We start from the raw sequence: 21,487 nt of genomic DNA on the forward strand, positions 1-21,487 counted from the left end.
AACCTATGGTGCGTTTGAACTGTTCCATTTTCTTCTTGCTACTCACCCTGATACCCGTTTTGGCTGAAGCAACCGCTATTAACAGTCTGAAAACTTTCATCCAGGAAACCCGCACAGTCCGCGCAAAATTCTCACAAACACTGTACGATAAAAATTCCCGTGCCATTCAAGAATCAACAGGCACCATGCAATTCGAGCGTCCGGAAAAATTTCGCTGGACTTACGAGAAGCCATATGAGCAACTGATTGTTGGCAATGGAACGCAAGTCTGGTTTTATGATCATGACCTCAATCAAGTAACGATACGCCAATTCAGCATCGCTATCGGCAGCAGTCCAGCCGCATTACTCGCCGGTAGTAGTACGATTGAAGATAATTTCGAACTGGTTGAATTAGGCATGCAAAATGAGATGGAATGGCTCGAAGCAATTCCCAAAAGTAAGGAGAGCGCTTTTGAATTCATCCAGATGGGATTCTCACCAGAGGGCGCGCTCAAGATCATGGCATTGCGGGATAATTTTGGGCAAACGACATTATTGTCATTCTCCGAGCTGGATAAAAACCCTACTCTACCCGCCGATTTATTTAAATTCATCCCTCCGGACAATGCAGACGTCATCACTGAATGATCCAGGTCTTTTCTCGGCCAACGCACCGCAAGCACCACTAGCGGAACTGCTACGTCCCAAACAACTCAGCGACGTCATAGGACAAAACCATCTACTCGGCGCTGGAAAACCGTTACGCTTAGCATTTGAATCGGGTAAACCACATTCCATGATTTTATGGGGTCCGCCAGGAACCGGAAAAACTTCCTTGGCGCGTCTCATGTCCACTGAATTCAATTGTGAATTCATATCGTTATCCGCCGTTCTATCTGGCATCAAAGATATTCGCAATGCGATCGAAGAAGCTCGATCAGTCTTGCAAAAAACCGGTCGACACACCATTCTTTTTGTCGATGAGGTACATCGCTTTAACAAATCACAGCAAGACGCTTTCTTACCGCATATAGAACAAGGCTTGATCACTTTCATCGGCGCGACTACGGAAAATCCATCCTTTGAAATTAACAATGCGCTGTTATCACGCATTCAAGTATATATCCTCACCGCCTTATCCGAACACGAGCTATCCTGTTTACTTGAACACGCCCAAAACCAGATGCCGGATAATTTACAATTTTCCGATGAATCAAGGAAGCTGCTAATCGAATTCGCTGATGGCGACGCCAGACGTTTACTGAATCTGCTGGAGCAAATTCACACTGCAGCTAAAACCGAATCAATCACGCAAATCAGCAAAGATATCGTCCTTAACACGCTATCACGTAATATGCGCAGCTTTGATAAAGGTGGCGATGAGTTTTATGATCAGATATCCGCATTGCATAAATCCGTCCGTGGATCTTCGCCCGATGCAGCGCTCTATTGGTTGTGCCGCATGCTGGACGGCGGCGCCGATGCCCTGTATATCGGACGCAGATTGATCCGCATGGCCGTTGAAGACATCGGCTTGGCTGATCCGCGTGCTTTGCGTTTGACATTGGATGCGTGTGAGACTTACGAACGACTAGGGACGCCCGAAGGTGAATTGGCGCTGGCACAAGCCACCTTGTATTTGGCATGCGCAGCGAAAAGTAATGCCGCCTACCTGGCTTACAAGAAAGCCCGTTCTCTGGTTGCCCAGGATAAATCGCGCCGTGTTCCGATACAACTGCGTAATGCCCCCACAAAACTGATGCAAGATATTGGTTATGGAAACGCATATATTTATGCACATGATTGCCCCGAAGCATATGCCGCAGGTCAAAGTTACTTTCCGGATGAAATGTCTGAAGTGAGCTTTTATGAACCGACTGCTTACGGACTCGAACAAAAAATTCAAGAAAAATTAGCTTACTTGCGAAACTTGGATAAACAAGCAAAGAATAAGCTATAGAATTTAATTAATACCGGTTATTTGGGAGGTCTTGCATGTTAGAAATTCAACAACTACGTACTGATCTGGATAATGTTATCCGACAGCTCGCCAAAAGAGGCTACATTTTTCCGGTCGAAACATTCAATACCTTGGAAGCAGAACGCAAAATTATACAAACCCAGACACAGGAATTGCAGGCACAGCGTAATACAACTTCAAAGAGAATCGGTCAGGCCAAAAGCAAAGGTGAAGACATTTCGGCAATTATGACTGAAGTGACACATCTAGGTGATGCATTGAAACTTGCGGAAGATCAGCTTGAGCAAATTCAATATAATTTGCAGAAAATACTGCTCGAGGTGCCTAACCTGCCGCATATCAGCGTCCCTGATGGCAAGGACGAGACGGGCAATGTGCAAATTCGCCACTGGGGCGAACCGCGGCAATTTGATTTTGCCATCAAAGACCATGTCAGCATCGGCGAGGGCCTCGGGTTACTGGATTTTGAAACCGCCGCCAAGCTCAGTGGCGCACGCTTTAGCTTGATGAAAGGCGGACTCGCCCGTTTGCATCGGGCACTGGCACAATTTATGCTGGATACGCATACGCTGGAACATGGATACACGGAAACATATGTACCCTATCTGGTCAACCGGAACAGTCTGCGCGGTACGGGGCAACTCCCCAAATTCGCACAAGATTTATTTGCTATCACTACCGGTGACGCAGAATCATCCTCTGTAGGAAGTATATCTGAATATCATCTCATTCCTACTGCTGAAGTACCGATTACCAACATGGTGCGCGATGAGATCGTGCCGCTGCAATCATTACCCCTCAAATATGTATCGCATACACCCTGTTTTCGTTCGGAAGCCGGCAGCTATGGCCGTGATACGCGCGGCCTGATTCGTCAGCATCAATTTGATAAAGTGGAGCTGGTACATATCGTTCACCCGGATCAATCCTACGATGCCCTGGAGCAACTGGTCGGTCATGCGGAAAAAATTTTACAGAAGTTGATGCTACCCTACCGGGTCATGGCTTTGTGCACCGGAGATATGGGCTTTTCGGCGGCCAAAACTTATGATATTGAGGTTTGGCTGCCAGCACAAAACACCTATCGGGAGATTTCCTCCTGCAGCAATTGTGAAGCGTTCCAGGCCCGCCGCATGCAAGCACGCTTTCGTAATGAAAATGGCAAGCCGATGTTGCTACACACATTAAATGGCTCTGGATTGGCCGTTGGACGCACGCTGGTAGCGGTGCTGGAAAACTACCAAAATGCGGATGGCAGCATCACCATACCGGAAGTTTTACGCTCCTATATGAACGGCCTTGACCAACTCGGGCGTAGCAGCGCAAAATAAAACTGAATACAACCATTCATTCTTCTTTATAGGAAGCACCATCATGCAAAATGAACATACCGGTCAGTTCGACAACACATCTGACAACGATAGTAAGCTTAAAACACTCGAAGCAGAGGTTCGTGAAGCGATTGCCAGCGGCACGCATATTCAAGAAACCGTACACCGGCTTACCCTGGAAGCCATGAATGCAAAACATATTGATCTGGAATCCCTGCAGCGAATCATCACTGCGGTGATGGATGGCGTGCACGACGGCGCGGCACACCAATTGCAACATGCAACTAATCAAGCGCACGCAGCAAAATCACAGATTACCGAAGCGGTTGCAGGGCTTGATTCGGCGCTCGCTGGATTTGCTGAAGCTTCCAAACTTGCCGTTCAAGAAGTAACAAGCCAAGCCAGGAAATTCTCTGACACCGAGTTACAACGCACTCGCTCTGATCTGGAAGGTCTGGAAAGTTTATTTCTTGATACGCTTCATCGTACCGGCACAGCAGCGCAAGGCGTGATTGCAGAGATTCTGTTGGATTTAAGCCAGCATGCAAAAAATAATGGAACCACGGTAGGTTCGCAATTAAAAGAAACCTTGGCCATTTTTGCACAGCAGATCGCAGCAGTCGGGCAATCCCAGCTGGAAACCGGTGCCACTCTCGCGCAAAAAACAGCTGAATTTGTGAGTAAAATTACTCAAGGTGTCCTCTCTGGAATCAAGGACAAATCCAAATAAAGCTATTATAAAATTCGATAAATGAGATGATTGCTGGTCATGCACAGAATCTGCATAACCAGCGAAGCCTAGCTTAAATCCTCACCACCTAGTGCATCAACCATTTCGGTAATAAGTTGACTTAACTCACCGGTCATAATGGCGAAATCACTGACAAACAATTCCTCAGCATCCTCTGTCGATTCTTTCACAATATCCTGTGGTACGATCCGTCGCAGTTGTAAATTATCATGCAGCACAAATGAAATTTTACTATCCCACGTCATTGCCAGTTTAATCACTTTCTTCCCCGCCCGGATATGACGCGCGGTCTCTTCGGCTTCCAGCACATGATGAGTATATTTGACGGTCGCTTTCTCATCATTCATGCCTTGCAACTCGCAATCCCTATCGATACTGAATATAGAGGGCAAATCAGTACCGGACAACCAACGCGTCATCGCTGAGGAAGGAGAAGTCTGAGTTTCCAATGGTGCCAACGTCAGGCCGTGCATCGATTTAACCAACACCTCAACCAGTTCATCGGCTTTCTGAGTACTTGCCGTATCGATAATCAAACGATTCTTGACCGCATCGATCCAGGCATACGTTTTGTGCCGCTGCGTAAAAGCGCGTGGCATCAACTCAATAATTGTAGCTTCCTTGATATCCCTGATTTGTTTCTTACTTGGCTTGAAGCCTTGCATCTGCTCCATTTTCGCTAAACGGCCTTTAGCCTGCTGATTGATCACACCGGCCGGTAGCAACTTCTTCTCCACACCCAAAGCAATCAGCCACTGCTGACCATAGGCATGGACAAAATTTTGCGGTTCCTCGCGCGGTGTCATCCAACCACGGCTTTGCATCTCCATTTGCAGACATGGCTGCAACGCATGATTGGACAACGCCTCTTCGAGGCTATTCAATGTTATATTTCCGCTGGTGATACGATAGACTTGTAAATTTCTGAACCACATAATTTATTCTATATTAACTGTTTGATTTGTATTAAATTTATATAGTATGAAGAAAATATATTCCGCCAACACTTTGATGGAAGCCCAGATAGTACTGGATCTGCTCGAACACGCCTACATTCCGGCGCAAATTTTTAACCAGCACGCGCAAGGCGTAACCGGGGAAATCCCTTTTACGCACGCGTATCCTGAAATATGGATCACCCGCGACGATGACCATGAGCGCGCCAAACGTGTCATTGAAACCTACGAAAACACCCCGGTTACAACCGGCAATGTGCACTGCCCCTCATGCCATGAAGAAAATCCGGCGAATTTTCAACTGTGCTGGAAGTGTGGAAGCGGATTGGAAGTTGCAGTATATCGCGATCATATCTGAAACCTGAAACTAAAATTTCGTAATGAGAGAAAAAATCTCTGTTATCACTCCAATCTGCGATTGATCAATTATGATTGCACGGTAAATTGATTTACCATCTTTCTTCAATACTTCACTCACCCAAAGAAATCTTATGTTACCCCCCATCGAACACCGCCTTGCCACCGCACTTGCAGCAAAACCCTCACAAATCCATGCTACGATTCAATTGCTCGATGATGGCGCTACGATACCGTTTATCGCACGTTACCGCAAGGAAGCGACCGGCGGGTTGGACGATGCACAGTTGCGATTGTTGGCAGAGCGATTGCATAGCCTGCGCGAGCTGGAGAAACGGCGCACAGCAATCATTGCAGCCATTGAAAAGCAAGATAAAATGACGCCGGAATTGCTCGATGTGATCGCACATGCAGAAAACAAAGCGCATTTGGAGGATTTGTATCTGCCGTACCGCAAAAAACGCCGCACCAAAGCACAAATTGCCATCGAAGCGGGCTTACAGCCACTGGCAGATACTTTATTGGACGACCCGAGGATCGACCCGCTCATTGAAGCGGCGAAATACCTGAAGACACCATTTACTACTGACGAAGGCGACAATCCAGGAGTGGCCGATACCAGCCAAGCATTGGTGGGTGCACAGCATATTCTGATCGAACGTTTTTCCGAACATGCCCCGCTGCTGCAAATGTTACGCGATTACCTGCACGTGCACAGTGTTTTGACCGCCAAGGTTGCCAAGGACAAAAAAGACAGCGACACTAAATTCACCGATTATCACGACTATTGCGAAGCTATCGGCAAAATCCCTTCGCATCGTGCGTTGGCGCTGCTACGCGGAGAACGCGAAGGCATTCTGAAACTAAAACTACTGCTGAATTCTGAATTGGAAGAAAAGAATCGGATTTTAGCACCCAATCCATGCGAACAGCGGATCGCGCGCCAATTCAATATCCATGACCAGAAGCGCGCGGCAGATAGCTGGTTGATCGATACTGTGCACCAAGCATGGCACAACAAAATTTTCACGCATCTAGAAACGGAATTAATGGGTAACCTGCGAGAACATGCCGAAACTGAAGCGATCCAGGTATTCGCACAGAACCTCAAAGCCTTGTTGCTTGCACCCCCCGCTGGTGCGTGCGTCACCATCGGACTCGATCCGGGATTGCGCACTGGTGTCAAAGTGGCTGTTGTTGACATTACCGGTAAAGTACTCGACACCGCGACGATTTATCCGCATGCACCAAAAAACGATTGGAACGGTGCGCTGGCGATTTTGAAACAACTGGCGGAATGCCATCGTGCCACGCTGATTGCGATCGGCAACGGTACTGCATCACGCGAAACCGACTTGTTGGCTAAGAATCTGATTAAACAATATCCGCAACTTAAACTCACATCGATTATGGTGTCAGAAGCGGGTGCGTCAGTGTATTCCGCTTCCGCACTGGCGTCGGAAGAATTACCGCAATTGGATGTATCTCTGCGCGGTGCGGTTTCGATCGCACGGCGGTTACAGGATCCCCTGGCCGAGTTGGTCAAGATCGACCCGAAATCGATCGGTGTAGGCCAGTACCAACATGACATAAATCAAAGCCAATTGGCGCAATCGCTCGATGCTGTGGTGGAAGACAGCGTCAATGCCGTCGGTGTTGATGTCAACACCGCATCTGCGGCATTGCTGCGTTATGTCGCCGGGCTCAGCAGCAAAATCGCGCACAACATCATCGCATACCGCAACACCCATGGCATGTTCGCTAAACGCATCGATCTGATGAAAGTCCCGAGCCTGGGTGAGAAAACCTTCGAGCAAGCCGCCGGATTCCTACGTATTCCCAACGGTGCCCATCCACTTGATGCTTCCGCTGTTCACCCGGAATCGTATCCGCTAGTTGAGCAAATACTGAATGACACAAAACTGAACATCTCAGAATTGATCGGCAATCAAGCAGTTTTAAAAGCTATCCGCCCGGAACAATACGCCAATGCGCAATTTGGTTTGTTGACCGTCAAAGACATTCTGAAAGAACTCGAAAAGCCCGGTCGCGATCCTCGCTCCACCTTCAGAACCGCCGCTTTTAAGGAAGGCATTGAAACTATAAAAGACTTACGCTCCGATATGATACTCGAAGGCGTTATCACCAATGTTGCCGCATTCGGTGCATTTGTTGATATCGGTGTGCATCAGGATGGTTTAGTGCATATCTCGGCACTATCAGATAAGTTTGTCAAAAACCCACATGCAATCGTTAAGGTGGGTCAAGTAGTCACAGTCAAGGTATTAGATATTGATGAAAAACGTAAGCGAATTGCGCTAACAATGCAACTTGCTGATAACAAAAAAATATCCTAAAGGAATTATCACTTTAATGCCTGTTGAACTTGCGATTCCCCGCGGTCTTGCCACGTGGATAAGTGAAGGGCGCACAAAGCAAAATTATTGGAAAACGCTTCCTCATGGGAAAAATTTTAAACTTTGATTACGAATCTGAGAATCTGATATAGATTCTTGTAACAAAGCCCTGGGAAGCCGGGGTAAAAAATTTAATTCATAGAAATATCAAATAGTAAGCGATATCAGCAGTTACCAAATCTGCACTCCCCTTGATAAAGCCATTTATATTAGCTGTCGAATCGGATATAATACCGCGCTTTGGGTCGTTAGCTCAGCCGGTAGAGCAGCGGACTTTTAATCCGTTGGTCGCGCGTTCGAATCGCGCACGGCCTACCAAATAGAATAAGGGGTTAGCTAAACACTAACTCCTTTTTTCTTTTTGAACGTGACTAAAACGTGACAGATTCACAACATTCCCGCCACGTCCATCCTCGATTCTAGCCGCTGCAATCCGTAAATGCTCAGTAGCATACTTCGCATAGCGATCCACCATGATCCTGGATTTCCAGCCGCCTAAATCCTTCAGTTCATCGCAGCTCGTACCAGCCTGACGATGCCATGAAGCCCAAGTATGCCTGAGATCATGAAACCGAAAATCCTTCAATCCTGCTTTAGCTAGAGCGGTATGCCACGCACTGTTCGTAATTTCCCAGAGAATCGGCTTACCTTGATAGGTAAAACAAAACTGCTCATGCTTTCCGAGTTGCTCTTCAAGAACGGCGATAGCATCATAATTCAGCGGCACACCTCGCGGTGTTCCATTCTTGGTTTGGTTAAGCCAGGCCGTTTTACGTTGTAAATCAACCCGATTCCACTCCAAACCAGTTATCTCCCTAGCGCGGCAGCCCGTAGCAAGAGCAAAACGAATCAGAGCCGCCAAATGAGGAGGACTAACGACTATTAACCGATTAGCTTCCTCTCTTGTTAGCCATCTATCACGTTCTGTTTCGCCTGTTAAAAAGCGAATTTTTGGCATAGTCTCAATCCATTGCCATTCATCTCGTGCCATACGCAACAAGCTACGAATTAATGCCAGATAACGATTTACTGTAGCAGGCTTATTTCCTTTAGCAAGCACACCTTGTATAACAGACCAAATTACATCACCGGTAATCTGATCTAATAATAAGTGACCTAAAAAAGGATCAAGCTTGCGGCAAATGCGCTGAACATCATCGAAGCTTCGCAAAGTTGCTTTTATCGCGAGATACCGTATTACGGCTTCTTGCCATGAACGCTGGGGTTTGATTCCGAAGTGATGTTCCCTGAATGCTTCAAGCCTGATTTTGGCTAGCAGTGCTTCGGCATCTTGTCGGTTTTCAGTCCCAGCGCTTTGGCGTATTCTTTTGCCGTTTGGGAGCGTTGTTGCAATCCACCAGAAGCGGGAATCTTGCCTCCGGTAGACACCTTCTTGGGTTTGGGCCATATTGCCTCCTTCTTAGCCCGCCCGTGCTCGCACTGCTTATATTCTTCTATCCAGGCATCCAGGTCAACCCTGTCATATAGGCAGCGACGACCCAGTTTGATACAGGGAATCTCTAGTTCAGAGAGCAGTGTCACGCCAATACCGAGATATTGCGCCGCTTCTTCTTTGGATAAGCATCGGATTGAAGGCAGAGGCAGGCTAATTTTATCCATCACTATTCACCGTCTGACTGTTTCCGATACTCAATGGCAGATTTATCCAGCTTGGCTTTTTCTTCGGCTTCGATATCACGATTCAGAATGATATTGAACTGACGCGCTTTGATAGCTATCTTTTCTTTGATGAAATCATCGAAAGACAATCCCAAATTGAAGCTTTTTTCATCAAAATGCTGGCAGAAAGCGAGCTTGTAAGCAGCAAAGCCATGATCAAAATCCGTAATTTGCTCACGCGCCATAAATGAAACCAGCGAGCTCAAAGCGTAGCGGAAAATCATTTCATTTCTGGGAATACGAGTTGAAGTAAAACGAGGCAACAGAGGATTGTTATCCGTTTGCCAATCCACCGATGATAAATAGCACCACAATGGATGGATAGGCCAGCGTGAACGAGTTTGATCTTCAATATTAGGCAGCGTTAGCCGCAACCATTCAGTAGTTGCGTAACTCCATAAACCGTTGAGATTATCCAATACTTCAGTTAACTTACCGAGCCCTTTCTGGGTAAGTACTTCACGTTTTAATTGAAATTCAAGCCGCCAGACCGGATCATATCCATTCCATCCAGCTTTGTGCCACAATTCAAGAAGATAAGCTTTCTTGGAATGCCTAATCTCCAGGGTTTTGTTATACAAACGGCAACTGATAACACCACCCGCCCCGATCATCCAGCCGGAGAATTCCCGCTCAACCGAATAGGTATTGATAGCTGCTGCACGCGTAACCCAGGCGTGACGATCCCAGCTTTCCATATTTACCAAAGTGACAAAATCAACAAACAGATCAATCCGGCTGACATTGGCTGATTGATCCATAGTCCCTAATCGCTTCAGAATGAGATACAGAGCATTTTCTGCATCCACAGGAGCCTTATAGGTCAGATACTCGCTGGAGAGCTGCACATAGGCAAATGGAATAGACCGGCTACGGGATAGCTGAATATGAAAGGCATTATCTCTCAGCACATAAGGAAAAAAACCTTTTCCGCTACTTTTTACTTCAAAGATATGCTCGTTTATTGGGTATTGAGCAAGCGCCTGCTCATGTAACTCAGGCGACTGAGCAATCTGTTTCAGCTCTTTTAACTCTTCATCCACATCAGACAATAACTCACCTGGATAGGATAAATAAAGGCTATCAACCCCAAATCTTAACAGCTTGAAATACTCTCTATTGCTGTTATTGGGTACTGTGTTACTAGGGGGCGTACCCTGTGGCGATGATTCTGACTGATGCAATGCATCTGTCAAATTCTGTTCCACTTCGCCATCACGCCACGCGGCCGTGCTCACGCACGTCGCCTCGCGTGTTGGCTCAGCGGATTGATTTTGATTTAATGTTACAGCACTCGATAAAACGTCAGCTTCTTCGTTCATGATATACCTCATATCCACGGCGGCCATGCAAAATGCTTGCCGCAACGGATAGAGATTTTGTATACCAATTCAGAATTTGTATTCCACCCAAAAATTGAACTTTTAAGTGGTTGCGTATTGTTTCATATAGGTGTTGGCGAATTTACGTAATGACTTTTCAACACCGCCACCTGCTGAATTAGCTGTATAGAGTTTTAGCTCTTCTACAAACAATCGGTAAAGTTGATCATTGGATAGACGTGTTGCACCTGCTTCAGAAAGAATTCTGAGAATTAGACGCATTTGTTGAAAATTAGCCTGCTTGAGTTTTGCCGTAACGCCACTTTGCGTTTTTCTAAGCTTGTCAAGAAATACATCATCACGCAACCGCCTTGCTTTACTGATTCTGTCGCTGACTGTTTGACATCCAATAATCGTTGGGTCAATTCGAATCGCATCAAATAGTGCTTCATCATTACCAGAACGGACACGATCAATCAGTTCATTTAAAAAACAGCCATGGTAAAGAAGGCAAAGCAAGGAATACTGAATGGAATAAAAGTATGCGCAATAATCGTGAAGAAAAGGACGTAAAGCTTCAATCTCTTCTTCGGTCAGACTATCTCTTGTTTCAAAATGGTCATCAACTTGTTTGGCGACATCCGGCAAAGCAATAATTTTCCCAGGTGATTCCGTAATCTGCTTGCGCCAGGCAACCATTTGATCCTGTTGAAGGAGGACTGGAAAGTTGAAATTTATATGATCTTTGACAGGTAATTCATATAAATGGCACCAACCGAATGAGTCGCTCTCTTTATCAAACAACTTATCATTAATTTCAATGATCGTTTGCATCGTCTCCTCGATTTCAGGAACCATTTGTTCCCATAACTCAAGGATAGCTCGCAAATTTTGTGCTGTAATGCCGTTAGCATAATGGGTTTCATTCATGTTGAGTTGCCGTATTAATTAATTCGACTTGCGACTAAGATGCTAATTACTAATTATTAGCTTCTTTTTTGGTTTTTATCTGTTACGGAAAACTACGGCAACATATTCAAATACTGAATTAATATTGTGCACAACAGCTTTGCTCTTGTGCATAGTATGGGAACAGACTGGCTATGCCAGACTGTGACATTAAACCAGTGAGAATCAGTTTATTTAAACAAATACTGAGCTAAGAAAGAATAATTTCTTAAAAACTAATTCTTTTCGAATGGCAATTCTTTATTAATTTGCTATTGCGACCACACCGTTAAGCATTTATCGTTGTACTTTAACCGACAAAATGGGGTTATCTGTGAAATCTGTAGTCTTTTTTAACAACAAAGGTGGGGTTGGAAAAACAACACTTGTTTGCAATGTGGCGTCATATATTAGCATCCATAAATCAAAGCGAGTTTTGCTGATTGATGCCGACCCGCAATGTAATGCAACTCAAGCAATGCTTTCAGACGAAATATGCGAAAAGATTTACCTTGATCGCGACCCTAATTTGCCAACCTTATTTGATTATCTTGCACCAATTGAAGCAGGCGAGCCTGCAATATCTAAAAAAATAATTCCTTTTCTTGGTACACAAAACCAGTTTAAAACAGATTTAATACCTGGCCATCCCAAGATCTCATTAGTAGAGGATAAGCTGAGCAGTGCCTGGAATGATATGCAAGCGGGAACACTAGCCGCTTACCGCATCACAAATTGGTGTTCCCAGCTCTTTGAAAATCTGGAATCCCGATATGACCTAGTAATTATCGATGTAGGCCCATCTCTAGGCGCTCTTAACAGAACAGTTTTGCTTTCTGTAGACTATCTTGTGACGCCTTTTGGATGTGATATTTTTAGTTTGCTTGGTATCCAAAATATTGCCTCATGGTTAAAAAATTGGCAGCGTCAATACACCAGGAGTATCGCAAATGTAAAAGAAGATCGGCCAGGGGAAATAGAGAATTATCCAATAATCACTGATAGTGATACTAAATTTAGATTTGCAGGCTACTCAGTTCAACAATACGTGACTAAAACTTTCAAATCCGGTAAGCGACCTGTAAAAGCTTACGATAAAATTTTGCAAGAAATCCCTATTACCGTTGAAGTCAACCTAAGTTTCCTGAAATCAAGGAATTTGCAGACTAATGATCTTGAACTAGGTCACATCCCTTTCTTATACAGTCTCGTTCCCCTTGCCCAAGCCCACAGGTATCCAATTCATGAGCTCAGAAAATCAGGAAAACTTATGGGAAACCAATTTAAACAAGTAGAAGATTACCAAAAAATAATGAACATCTTCTGTGACAAGCTCATGCAAAATATCGGAATCGAGCAATGATAAGTTGGCCAAGATCGCTAATTCGAGAAGTGGCAGCCAGAAGATGCGTTTTCTTTTTGGGCGCTGGAGTATCTGCAAGTTCTATTGATGATCATGGAGTCCATCCTAAAACATGGAAAGAATTCCTTAATGAAGCGCAGTCGCTTATAGAAAATACACAAGAAAAAACTATTGTTAAAAAAATGATAAAAGAAAAACAATATCTTTTAGCACTCCAAGGTATTCACCAATTTGCCAATAAAAGTGATTACAAAGATTTCTTGAATAAAAATTTTAATAATCCAGCGTACCAACCCAGCAAGCTACATGAGAATATTTATGATCTAGATTCTCGCATCGTAATCACAACAAATTTTGATCGTATCTATGAGAATTATTGTATGACAATAGCAAATTCTGATGCGTATAAAATTATCAATTATTATTCTAGGGATTTAGTTGATGAGATTAGATCGGATAGTCGTCTTATTATCAAGGCACATGGATCTATAGATGATATCTCAAATATGATATTTACACGCTCGCAATATCACATGGCTAAAAGAAATCATTCACAATTTTATGAAATTATAAAAGCAATTTTTCTAACAAACACCGTTGTTTTTATAGGCTGTAGTCTCACTGATCCTGACGTGTTACTGATTCTTGAGGAAGTAAAAATTTCAAGCTCATCAGAAAGACCGCACTACGCAATCATTAAAAAGAAATCGATGAATACTCTAGAGCTTAGTGATTGGCAAAATACCTTCAACATTAGTGCACTTGAATATGGACCATCATATGAGAATTTGTTAACCGATCTAAATAATTTATTAGGACAAGTAGAAAATGAACGATCCACAGTCATATCGTAAAAAAAACATTGCTACTGATCTAAACAGATAAATCCTTTGATACAACCGCAGCACACAAAAATATCCCATCTTGGGATGTTTTCAAAATGAGGGTATAACTTTGTGAAATTTAATTTTTACAAGAAGAGCCCAGTCTTTGAAGTCCATCAATAGTGATGAATATCATAGTTTCCTGGAATGTCTAATATCTGCCAGAAAAAATGCAGATTTAACTCAGCAGGAATTAGCCGATAGGCTTAATAAACCACAATCCTTCGTATCAAAATATGAGAATCGCGAACGCAGGTTGGATGTTATAGAGTTTCTACAGATTGTTCGTGCGATTGGCGTAAGTCCATCAGAAGTGCTTAGAAAGATGGAAATAAATAATCCATTTAAAAAGATCTGAGGGCATTATGAAAATTGTCCACATCGAAACACTTATCCAGAAAGGTAATTTTGCTGTTTCAGCAGAATGGGAAAGAATCAGAGAGCAGGCGCTTTCTTCAGTAAAGTTAGTGGATTGGCCACCAGGCTCTGGGTTTTTTACAATTTTCCCAGAAAGCGGCAAGAAGACAGGCCAAGGCAATGGCGTAAAACCTATTAAGAACCGTGCAATTGATAATTTAATCAAAGAAGGCTGGGTTAGCGAATACCCTTGGCCGGTAGGTGAGCGTATAAGACCCGGTAATATGGATGCAGCTTTCATTTCACAAAGTGGTATCGTTGCGTTTGAGTGGGAAACTGGAAATATCTCATCAAGTCACCGCTCTATGAATAAGATGGCACTTGGTCTTCTTACTGATGCAATTATTGCTGGATTACTTATTGTTCCTTCTCGTAAGCTTTATCCTTATTTAACCGACCGTATTGGTAACTATAGTGAATTAGAGCCTTACCTTCCCTTGTGGCGTGCCATACCATGCAACCGAGGTGTTTTGGAAATTATCGTAATAGAACATGATGCTGAAAGTAAATCTGTTCCAAGAATCCCAAAAGGAACTGATGGTCGCGCCAATATTTGATTATCCTTCTATATAATCAGTATTTTTGTGATGATGAATATGGTTATTTTCGAGACGGAAGATAATATCATCTGAAAAATCTAGTTCTATGCCAATCCATCTCCTTCCTTTTTTTTCGCAGACCGTATAGGTTGTTCCACTTCCACCAAAGGGGTCAAGAACAAGATCATTAGCTGATGTTGAAAGCTCAATGACACGATCAAGAATTTTTGTCGAGAGTGCATTAGCTTTTCGATTTTTTGATTTAAATTTAGAATGCCTTACAGGAGGAATATCTGTCCAAACATCTTTCAGATTTACACCTTGGGGATTCATCGCATTTCGATGGCCACCATAGTCCTTTATTTCACCATCGCAGTGTCTACAAGTTTCAATAGGTGTTCTAATTTTCCTGAAAATCCTCGGTTTTCCTTTGGTAAAGTATAAAAGACTATAGTGAGCTGGATAGAGTTTTCCTGAAATCGGAAGACCACTCTTCATTTCTATTGAGATGTCATGTCGGAACTCAAGACCTTTATCCATTAAATAAGCGCCTAACAATATATTCCAACGGGGTAGATTATAAAGAAAAAAAGCTCCTCCTGGCCTTAAAAGCCGGATGCACTCATCAATCCATCTATGACACCATTTTATATATTCATTTTCAGGACGATTATCCTTAGTCTTAGCTCCATAAACCTTATTTAGATTAAAAGGTGGATCTGCGAAAATGGTATCGATTATTTCATCGCGAAAAGCTGGCAATATATCTAAACAATCACCATCAAATAGAGCTCCTAATTTTGTTTTGTAGCAAAGATTAGGCAGAGGTGAGCTATTGATTAGAAATTGAGAAGCATCAAAAAACGATTCTGCAAATAATGAATGTTTTTGATTATCATCTTGTGCAATAGTCAGTGTAGACACGCTCTTTCTCTTTTAAAATAATCTGTGCATCTAATAATATCCTAAAATAGGATAATTTTAAAATAAAAAACTGCTTAACCCCAATCTTAATTTGACAAAAAAACTAAACTAACTTCAAATTGAGGCATTGTCAAAGATACAGAATTACTTGAAGGATACAAGAAGGATTGTGTCAAATTTGTGTCAAACTACACTGCTAATCCTACTGTTTAGGGTTGTGTGGCACTGGTTTTATGCTTGGCAAGCATTGCAAGTAATTGATTTGTATATATCTAAATTTTACAGCTACGTTTCGTAATCAGCGAGTCGGAGGTCCGACCCCTCTCCATTGCGCCAATTAGACATTTTTATTAGTTCATTATCAATTGGGTTTAATGAACTTTTAGGCCGTATATTAAATGGAAGTGTAGGGATGTCACTACCCTTTCACTTCATTTTCTGGTTAATTTTGTATCTAAGGATGTTAGCCTGTGTACATACTAAAATTGGAATTTATTAAGAATAAATACCTGAATAAATTCCAAATAAGTCATTTTCTCATGCTCCTGAGTGTTTATTTACTCAATAAATTCAGCAAATTCACTTTTCTTTAACTTAATCTTATAAAGAAGTTGATCATAAAAATGAATTCGAATTATCGAGTGAATAATTAAATATGCACTTAAAATAACTAAGGCAAGATTAAGTATTCCCAGTGGAATTAGAAAATGCAAAACATTGAGGGCATCATAAAATTTTGAAGTGGCTACCAGTAAGCTCCCGACTGACAAAGGAAGGGCTAGTATTGCTATGCCTGTTCGCATAACAGATAGTGATGTACGTTTTTCAGCTAAAATAAGCTGAATCTCATCCACTACTGCCGAATCAATTTTCGATATTTCCTCAGTCAAATCTCAGTCCTTTGAAATATTACAGCTTCTAGCTATTAATTAAACAATTCCAATATTCATTATGTTGTGTTTGGAGAAATCTAAATCAACAGTATTGATGCAAAATACTATACAATTTTGCATCGAATGAGAGCATCTTCGTCGTAAGTGTATATCGCACACAGTCTATGATATCCATCCGCCACAATAACTTTACCATTGATTGAGTCTCTTATCAGAAGAAGAGGTGACAACTGATCCCCCGACAGTGTTTTCTGATGATTTTTAATGATATGAGTATTGCTTATCCCGAGCAATGATAAACCGGATGTCCTAAAGATATCTTTAGCTTTAAATTCTGAAGGTACTACTTTTTTTTAAGATTACCCACATAATTAGCGGCCGTCTGTTCATCGTAAATTAAACGCAAATAAGATAAAGCCGCTGGATAATTATGTGCTTCTGGCTCATTTAACCAGTTAATTTCTACTTTATTTACCATATTTATTAAAATATCATTAGTGGAATCGAACATATTAGTCATTCATATATCAATTAATTTTGAGATATTGATGATCATATTTTGAACCACAATAAATTTTTATTTATCAGCAACTTATGAATAGTGATTGACAGAATTTGAGCGTGACAAATCTGTCTGCTATTTACGAGTGTTGGCGAGCACTAGCGAGTTTAATATTAATATAAACAGTAAGTTATAATACCTTTTAATCCGTTGGTCGCGCGTTCGAATCGCGCACGGCCTACCAAATGAACAACCCCGCCGCAAGCGGCGGGGTATCAGAAGAGAGCGAGTTGTCTGTCTTCGTATAACTGCTGATAGACATCTCCGTGCTTTTTAACGTAATCTCTTATTGTGTCCTCATCGCCATGACGGCCAACTGTACTGACGAAATAACCATCAGTCCAGAATTCCCCGCCCCACAACTGTTTCTTCACATGAGAACATAAGCGAAATACCTCCCGCGCCGTGATACTCTTGGAGACCTTTGCACGGTTACTACGCGGCACGATAATTGCGTTAAAAATTTGCGAAAAATGCTCATTTACCTCGTGTAAACTCCGCTCTTTCGCAAATTTTTGCCTTATTCTGGTACCGCTCATGACACCGTGCAAAGGTCTCTCTTGATCAGTGTCACCAGTTTTGTGACACTGTATGCGGGAACCGACTGCACCAGAAAATGCACATGATCCTTATCTGTACCAATCTCCATGAATTTCAACTGGTAACGCCGTTCGAGATCTAAACAGACATCCCGCAACACCCCGTCCACAGCTTCATCAAATACGGCGCGGCGATATTTCGCCGGAAACACCACATGATAAAGCAGCACTGTTTCATTATGGCTCTTATGTATATATTCGCTCACGCAAATATATTACGCCCCAAGGGGCGGGGAATATATCCCGGAGAGATTCAAACATTAAGCGATCATGGAAATTCTAAAGCAGTTTAGTAGCACGGCAAGGCCGTGCGCCATTTATGGCTCGTTTATGCAAATTTGAGAATTCATTTTTATAAATATTATTATAACTTAATGCTATAATCGTAGCCCCGGGGATTCAGCAGCCTCCCCAATCTAAGACGATTCTCGTCCAAGGTCTGCTTCGATATTGGATAATTCCAAGGAGAAGTAATGGACGAATCACAAAAACATATTTCTAGTTCCGCCAAGGCTACCCCACCCAGACAAGTAACATTAACTGAGGCTTTCTGGTATTGGTTAAAGCTTGGATTTATAAGCTTTGGAGGTCCAGCAGGACAAATTGCTATAATGCATCAGGATCTTGTTGAACGCATGCGATGGATTTCAGAGCGGCGATTTTTGCATGCCTTAAATTATTGCATGTTACTACCAGGTCCCGAAGCTCAGCAGCTTGCAATTTATATAGGGTGGTTATTACATCGCACGTGGGGTGGAATTATTGCCGGAGTCTTATTTGTATTACCTTCTTTAGTCATTCTTATTATACTTTCCTGGGTTTATGTCGCATTTGGAGATGTTTCCATTGTGGCTGGTATATTTTATGGGATAAAACCAGCAGTGACAGCCATCGTAGTTCAAGCAGCTTATCGAGTTGGATCAAGGACGATTAAAAATAGCGTTTTATTATCAGTCGCAATAGCTTCATTTATAGCAATTTTTGCTTTAAAAGTTCCATTCCCGATAATTGTAGCTTCTGCGGCTCTTATAGGTTTTATCGGTGGAAAGTTCATACCCAAACACTTTCATATCGGTAATGCACATACGAAAGCAAATGTTTCCTATGGTGCGGCATTAATCGATGACCACACACCGCCGCCTGAACATGCACGCTTTATCTGGTCAAGATTAATTATAATTGCATTAGCAGGAATAATGCTCTGGCTAATCCCAATAAGCCTATTGACAGTGAATCATGGTTGGGATCACACATTTACTCAAATGGGTTGGTTTTTCACAAAGGCTGCATTACTAACTTTCGGCGGTGCTTATGCAGTTTTACCCTATATCTATCAAGGAGCAGTCGAGTTCTATGGATGGCTTACACCAGCACAAATGATCGATGGTTTAGCACTAGGAGAAGCAACACCGGGGCCATTAATAATGGTAGTAGCATTTGTAGCGTTTATTGGAGGATATGTAAAAGAACTCCTAGGATCGGATATGCTGTTTTTGGCAGGCTCGTTATCAGCAATTATCTTCACTTGGTTTACATTTTTACCATCATTTATTTTTATTCTTGCAGGCGGACCCATTGTCGAGTCAACACATAATGATTTAAGGTTCACAGCGCCATTAACTGCGATCACAGCAGCAATTGTGGGAGTTATCCTAAATTTAGCACTATTCTTTGGATATCATGTTTTATGGCCGCAAGGGTTTAGCGGCACATTTGATTGGATATCAGCGCTGATCGCCTTAGTAGCTGCGGTTGCTTTATTTCAGTTTAAGCGAAACGTACTTGAAGTAATCTTTGTTTGTGCTGTTATTGGACTTAGTGTAAAAACAATTTTTATATAAAACCGTTTAACAAGATAGTGGAGTTTAAAATGAATCGGCGGTACAGCAAAGCCGCCCACCGTATTTGACTCATTTACGCATCCCTACGGATAAAGGTTGATTGTATTTCACTGGCGTAAAGGATCTGTTTAATGGAGAACTGGTAAGCTACGCTATGAATGAAAGAATGACTAAAGATTTAGTTATACAAGCTTTGTTTCATACAACTGCAAGTAAACATCCCGGTAACGGACTAATTGTTCGAGACCTTTGCACGGTGTCATGAGCGGTACGAGAATAAGGCAAAAATTTGCGAAAAAGCGGAGTTTACACGGGGTAAATGAGCATTTTTCGCAAATTTTTAACGCAATTATCGTGCCGCGTAGTAACCGTGCAAAGGTCTCTGTTCATTCAGATTGTAGCAGCCAATACTGTGTACATGATTACCAGAATTTATTGCAACAATTTGGCATGATCGCTTCCATGAGTCGTAAAGGTGATTGCTATGATAATACGCCGATGGAAAGTTTCTGGGGAATACTTAAAACCGAGCTGGTGCGCCGCCGGAAATTCAAAACACGGCATAAGCCCGTCAGGAGATTGCCGAATATATCGAGATCTTCTATAACCGACTGCGCAAACAAGAAAGATTTGGGCTATATCGCCCACACAATTTATGCAGCGACAGTGCGCAAGTCTACTCGCTGCTTAAATCAATGGACTCCATTTTTGGAAGCACACATCATATGACTCGATTTAAGAAAATTAAAATTCCAATCCAGAAACGTAACGCTTTATTTTAGAAAATACGAGTACCAAAGTTCTCAAAATAATATTGATCAATTTCATCACGAGAAAATTGGTGATTCTGTCCGCCGCGCTGGGCGATTTTTAAGGAACCCATTAACGAACCCAATTGACCTGTGGTTTGCCAGTCCAGATTATTGACGATACCGTATAGCAATCCAGCGCGATAGGCATCGCCGCAGCCAGTGGGATCGACGATTTCTTTAGGTTTAACACTAGAGATCACAAATTTCTTGCCATCGGCGTAAATAAGGGAGCCTTGCGCGCCCAGAGTGATGATTAGGGCTTTGACTTTGTTCGCTAAGGATTCCAGATTAATTCCCGTACGGTCTTGCAGCATCTGACCTTCATAGTCATTGACGGCGATGTAATCGGCTTTGTCGATAAAATCAAGTAGCTCCTCTCCGTTATACATCGGCAGTCCCTGTCCCGGATCAAAAACAAACGGAATGTCAGTTTTGTAAAATTCGCCCGCATGCTGCATCATACCGTCGCGTCCGTCCGGCGCAATAATGCCCAACTGAATATCACGGGTTTCCTGCACGGAATTAAGATGCGAGAAGTTCATCGCTCCCGGATGAAATGCGGTGATTTGATTATCATCCAGATCAGTGGTAATAAAGGCTTGCGCAGTGAAAGTATCGGCTACGTGCAATACGTGTTCTTGGGTCAGGTTTAATCGTTCAAACCGTGTGGCATAAGGCGCATAATCATCGCCGACGGTAGCCATCATGACAGGCTCGCCCCCCAGCATTTTCAGATTGTATGCAATATTACCGGCACAGCCTCCGAATTCGCGGCGCATTTCAGGAACTAAAAATGCGACATTTAATACGTGAATTTTCTCAGGCAAAATGTGATTCTTAAATTGATCCTGGAAAACCATAATATTATCGTAAGCGATAGAACCACATATCAATGTGCGCATTATTCGGTTTTTACCTCAATCAATGGG

At 42.7% G+C, this 21,487-nt stretch carries 20 protein-coding genes, 1 tRNA gene and 4 pseudogenes; 14 read left to right on the forward strand and 11 right to left on the reverse strand.

Annotation, left to right across the window (positions count from 1 at the left end):
- The first annotated feature begins 5 nt into the window (after positions 1-5).
- From lolA to CPG39_RS03000, 4 genes are read left to right on the forward strand one after another with little or no spacing between them, the layout of a single operon-like run.
- Positions 6-629, forward strand: a complete 624-nt coding sequence (gene lolA / locus CPG39_RS02985; RefSeq protein ID WP_096291967.1) for an outer membrane lipoprotein chaperone LolA — start codon at positions 6-8, stop codon at positions 627-629.
- Positions 607-1,941 (forward strand): replication-associated recombination protein A, encoded by a 1,335-nt coding sequence (locus CPG39_RS02990; RefSeq protein ID WP_197702895.1) that lies wholly within the window; start codon positions 607-609, stop codon positions 1,939-1,941. Before lolA ends, CPG39_RS02990 begins: the two co-directional genes overlap by 23 nt.
- A gap of 35 nt (positions 1,942-1,976) precedes the next feature.
- Positions 1,977-3,293 (forward strand): serine--tRNA ligase, encoded by a 1,317-nt coding sequence (gene serS, locus CPG39_RS02995; RefSeq protein ID WP_096291968.1) that lies wholly within the window; start codon positions 1,977-1,979, stop codon positions 3,291-3,293.
- Positions 3,294-3,336: 43 nt separating this feature from the next.
- Positions 3,337-4,023 carry a DUF6781 family protein gene (locus CPG39_RS03000; RefSeq protein ID WP_096291969.1) on the forward strand — a complete coding sequence of 229 codons (687 nt, stop codon included), beginning with the start codon at positions 3,337-3,339 and terminating at the stop codon, positions 4,021-4,023.
- A 68-nt stretch (positions 4,024-4,091) separates the two neighbouring features.
- Here CPG39_RS03000 and CPG39_RS03005 read toward each other — a convergent pair whose 3' ends face one another.
- Positions 4,092-4,928: a recombination-associated protein RdgC gene (locus CPG39_RS03005; RefSeq protein ID WP_231990375.1), complete on the reverse strand. Its 837-nt coding sequence runs from the start codon at positions 4,926-4,928 to the stop codon at positions 4,092-4,094.
- A 97-nt stretch (positions 4,929-5,025) separates the two neighbouring features.
- On the opposite strand from CPG39_RS03005, the gene CPG39_RS03010 reads away from it, so the two are divergent.
- From CPG39_RS03010 to CPG39_RS03020, 3 genes are all read left to right on the forward strand, one after another.
- Complete coding sequence (locus CPG39_RS03010; RefSeq protein WP_096291971.1) at positions 5,026-5,358, forward strand: DUF2007 domain-containing protein; 333 nt, start codon at positions 5,026-5,028, stop codon at positions 5,356-5,358.
- Positions 5,359-5,491: 133 nt separating this feature from the next.
- On the forward strand, positions 5,492-7,714 hold the full coding sequence (locus CPG39_RS03015; RefSeq protein WP_096291972.1) for a Tex family protein: 2,223 nt from the start codon (positions 5,492-5,494) through the stop codon (positions 7,712-7,714).
- Between the two features lie 302 nt (positions 7,715-8,016).
- Positions 8,017-8,092: transfer RNA gene (locus CPG39_RS03020), tRNA-Lys, on the forward strand.
- A gap of 25 nt (positions 8,093-8,117) precedes the next feature.
- Here the strand turns inward: CPG39_RS03020 and CPG39_RS03025 are convergent.
- From CPG39_RS03025 to CPG39_RS03040, 4 genes are all read right to left on the reverse strand, one after another.
- A complete protein-coding gene (locus CPG39_RS03025) occupies positions 8,118-9,128 on the reverse strand; it encodes a tyrosine-type recombinase/integrase (protein ID WP_419866147.1) in 1,011 nt (336 codons plus the stop codon).
- Positions 9,047-9,394 (reverse strand): helix-turn-helix domain-containing protein, encoded by a 348-nt coding sequence (locus CPG39_RS14995; RefSeq protein ID WP_419866140.1) that lies wholly within the window; start codon positions 9,392-9,394, stop codon positions 9,047-9,049. The genes CPG39_RS03025 and CPG39_RS14995 overlap by 82 nt, the downstream gene beginning before the upstream one ends.
- Before the next feature lie 2 nt (positions 9,395-9,396).
- The gene (locus CPG39_RS03035; protein WP_096291974.1) at positions 9,397-10,776 is read right to left on the reverse strand and encodes a replication initiation factor; all 1,380 of its coding nucleotides are present in this window, start codon (positions 10,774-10,776) and stop codon (positions 9,397-9,399) included.
- 102 nt (positions 10,777-10,878) lie between these two features.
- Positions 10,879-11,706, reverse strand: a complete 828-nt coding sequence (locus CPG39_RS03040; RefSeq protein ID WP_096291975.1) for a hypothetical protein — start codon at positions 11,704-11,706, stop codon at positions 10,879-10,881.
- 352 nt (positions 11,707-12,058) lie between these two features.
- Here CPG39_RS03040 and CPG39_RS03045 point away from each other — a divergent pair, with 352 nt between their 5' ends.
- The 4 genes from CPG39_RS03045 (at position 12,059) to CPG39_RS03060 (ending at position 14,945) form a co-directional block, all read left to right on the forward strand.
- Positions 12,059-13,087, forward strand: a complete 1,029-nt coding sequence (locus CPG39_RS03045) for a ParA family protein (protein ID WP_096294236.1) — start codon at positions 12,059-12,061, stop codon at positions 13,085-13,087.
- A complete protein-coding gene (locus CPG39_RS03050) occupies positions 13,084-13,941 on the forward strand; it encodes an SIR2 family protein (RefSeq protein WP_096291976.1) in 858 nt (285 codons plus the stop codon). Before CPG39_RS03045 ends, CPG39_RS03050 begins: the two co-directional genes overlap by 4 nt.
- 136 nt (positions 13,942-14,077) lie before the next feature.
- Positions 14,078-14,329 (forward strand): helix-turn-helix domain-containing protein, encoded by a 252-nt coding sequence (locus CPG39_RS03055; RefSeq protein ID WP_096291977.1) that lies wholly within the window; start codon positions 14,078-14,080, stop codon positions 14,327-14,329.
- Between the two features lie 7 nt (positions 14,330-14,336).
- Positions 14,337-14,945: a hypothetical protein gene (locus CPG39_RS03060; RefSeq protein ID WP_096291978.1), complete on the forward strand. Its 609-nt coding sequence runs from the start codon at positions 14,337-14,339 to the stop codon at positions 14,943-14,945.
- Here the strand turns inward: CPG39_RS03060 and CPG39_RS03065 are convergent, their stop codons facing one another.
- From CPG39_RS03065 to tnpA, 5 genes and pseudogenes are all read right to left on the reverse strand, one after another.
- Positions 14,946-15,851 (reverse strand): DNA-methyltransferase, encoded by a 906-nt coding sequence (locus CPG39_RS03065; RefSeq protein WP_197702896.1) that lies wholly within the window; start codon positions 15,849-15,851, stop codon positions 14,946-14,948. It lies immediately after the preceding gene.
- Between the two features lie 557 nt (positions 15,852-16,408).
- On the reverse strand, positions 16,409-16,741 hold the full coding sequence (locus tag CPG39_RS03070; RefSeq protein WP_096291979.1) for a hypothetical protein: 333 nt from the start codon (positions 16,739-16,741) through the stop codon (positions 16,409-16,411).
- Positions 16,742-17,087: 346 nt separating this feature from the next.
- Complete coding sequence (locus CPG39_RS14650; protein WP_231990376.1) at positions 17,088-17,264, reverse strand: hypothetical protein; 177 nt, start codon at positions 17,262-17,264, stop codon at positions 17,088-17,090.
- A gap of 257 nt (positions 17,265-17,521) precedes the next feature.
- Positions 17,522-17,722: pseudogene (locus CPG39_RS14655) on the reverse strand (transposase); the annotation flags it as partial.
- Between the two features lie 146 nt (positions 17,723-17,868).
- Positions 17,869-18,111, reverse strand: a pseudogene (tnpA, locus tag CPG39_RS03085) (IS200/IS605 family transposase); the annotation flags it as partial.
- Between the two features lie 267 nt (positions 18,112-18,378).
- Between tnpA and chrA the strand changes: the two are divergent.
- The 3 genes and pseudogenes from chrA to CPG39_RS03095 all read left to right on the forward strand — a co-directional run.
- Entirely contained in the window at positions 18,379-19,746 is a 1,368-nt protein-coding gene (chrA, locus tag CPG39_RS03090) for a chromate efflux transporter (RefSeq protein ID WP_096291981.1), read from the forward strand.
- 100 nt (positions 19,747-19,846) lie between these two features.
- A pseudogene (locus tag CPG39_RS14660) lies at positions 19,847-19,989 on the forward strand (IS3 family transposase); the annotation flags it as partial.
- 144 nt (positions 19,990-20,133) lie between these two features.
- A pseudogene (locus CPG39_RS03095) lies at positions 20,134-20,393 on the forward strand (IS3 family transposase); the annotation flags it as partial.
- A 131-nt stretch (positions 20,394-20,524) separates the two neighbouring features.
- Here CPG39_RS03095 and CPG39_RS03100 read toward each other — a convergent pair.
- On the reverse strand, positions 20,525-21,460 hold the full coding sequence (locus CPG39_RS03100; RefSeq protein WP_096291983.1) for a carbohydrate kinase family protein: 936 nt from the start codon (positions 21,458-21,460) through the stop codon (positions 20,525-20,527).
- Positions 21,461-21,487 lie beyond the last annotated feature (27 nt).

The organism is Nitrosomonas ureae (genome assembly GCF_900206265.1).
Taxonomy (GTDB): domain Bacteria; phylum Pseudomonadota; class Gammaproteobacteria; order Burkholderiales; family Nitrosomonadaceae; genus Nitrosomonas; species Nitrosomonas ureae_C.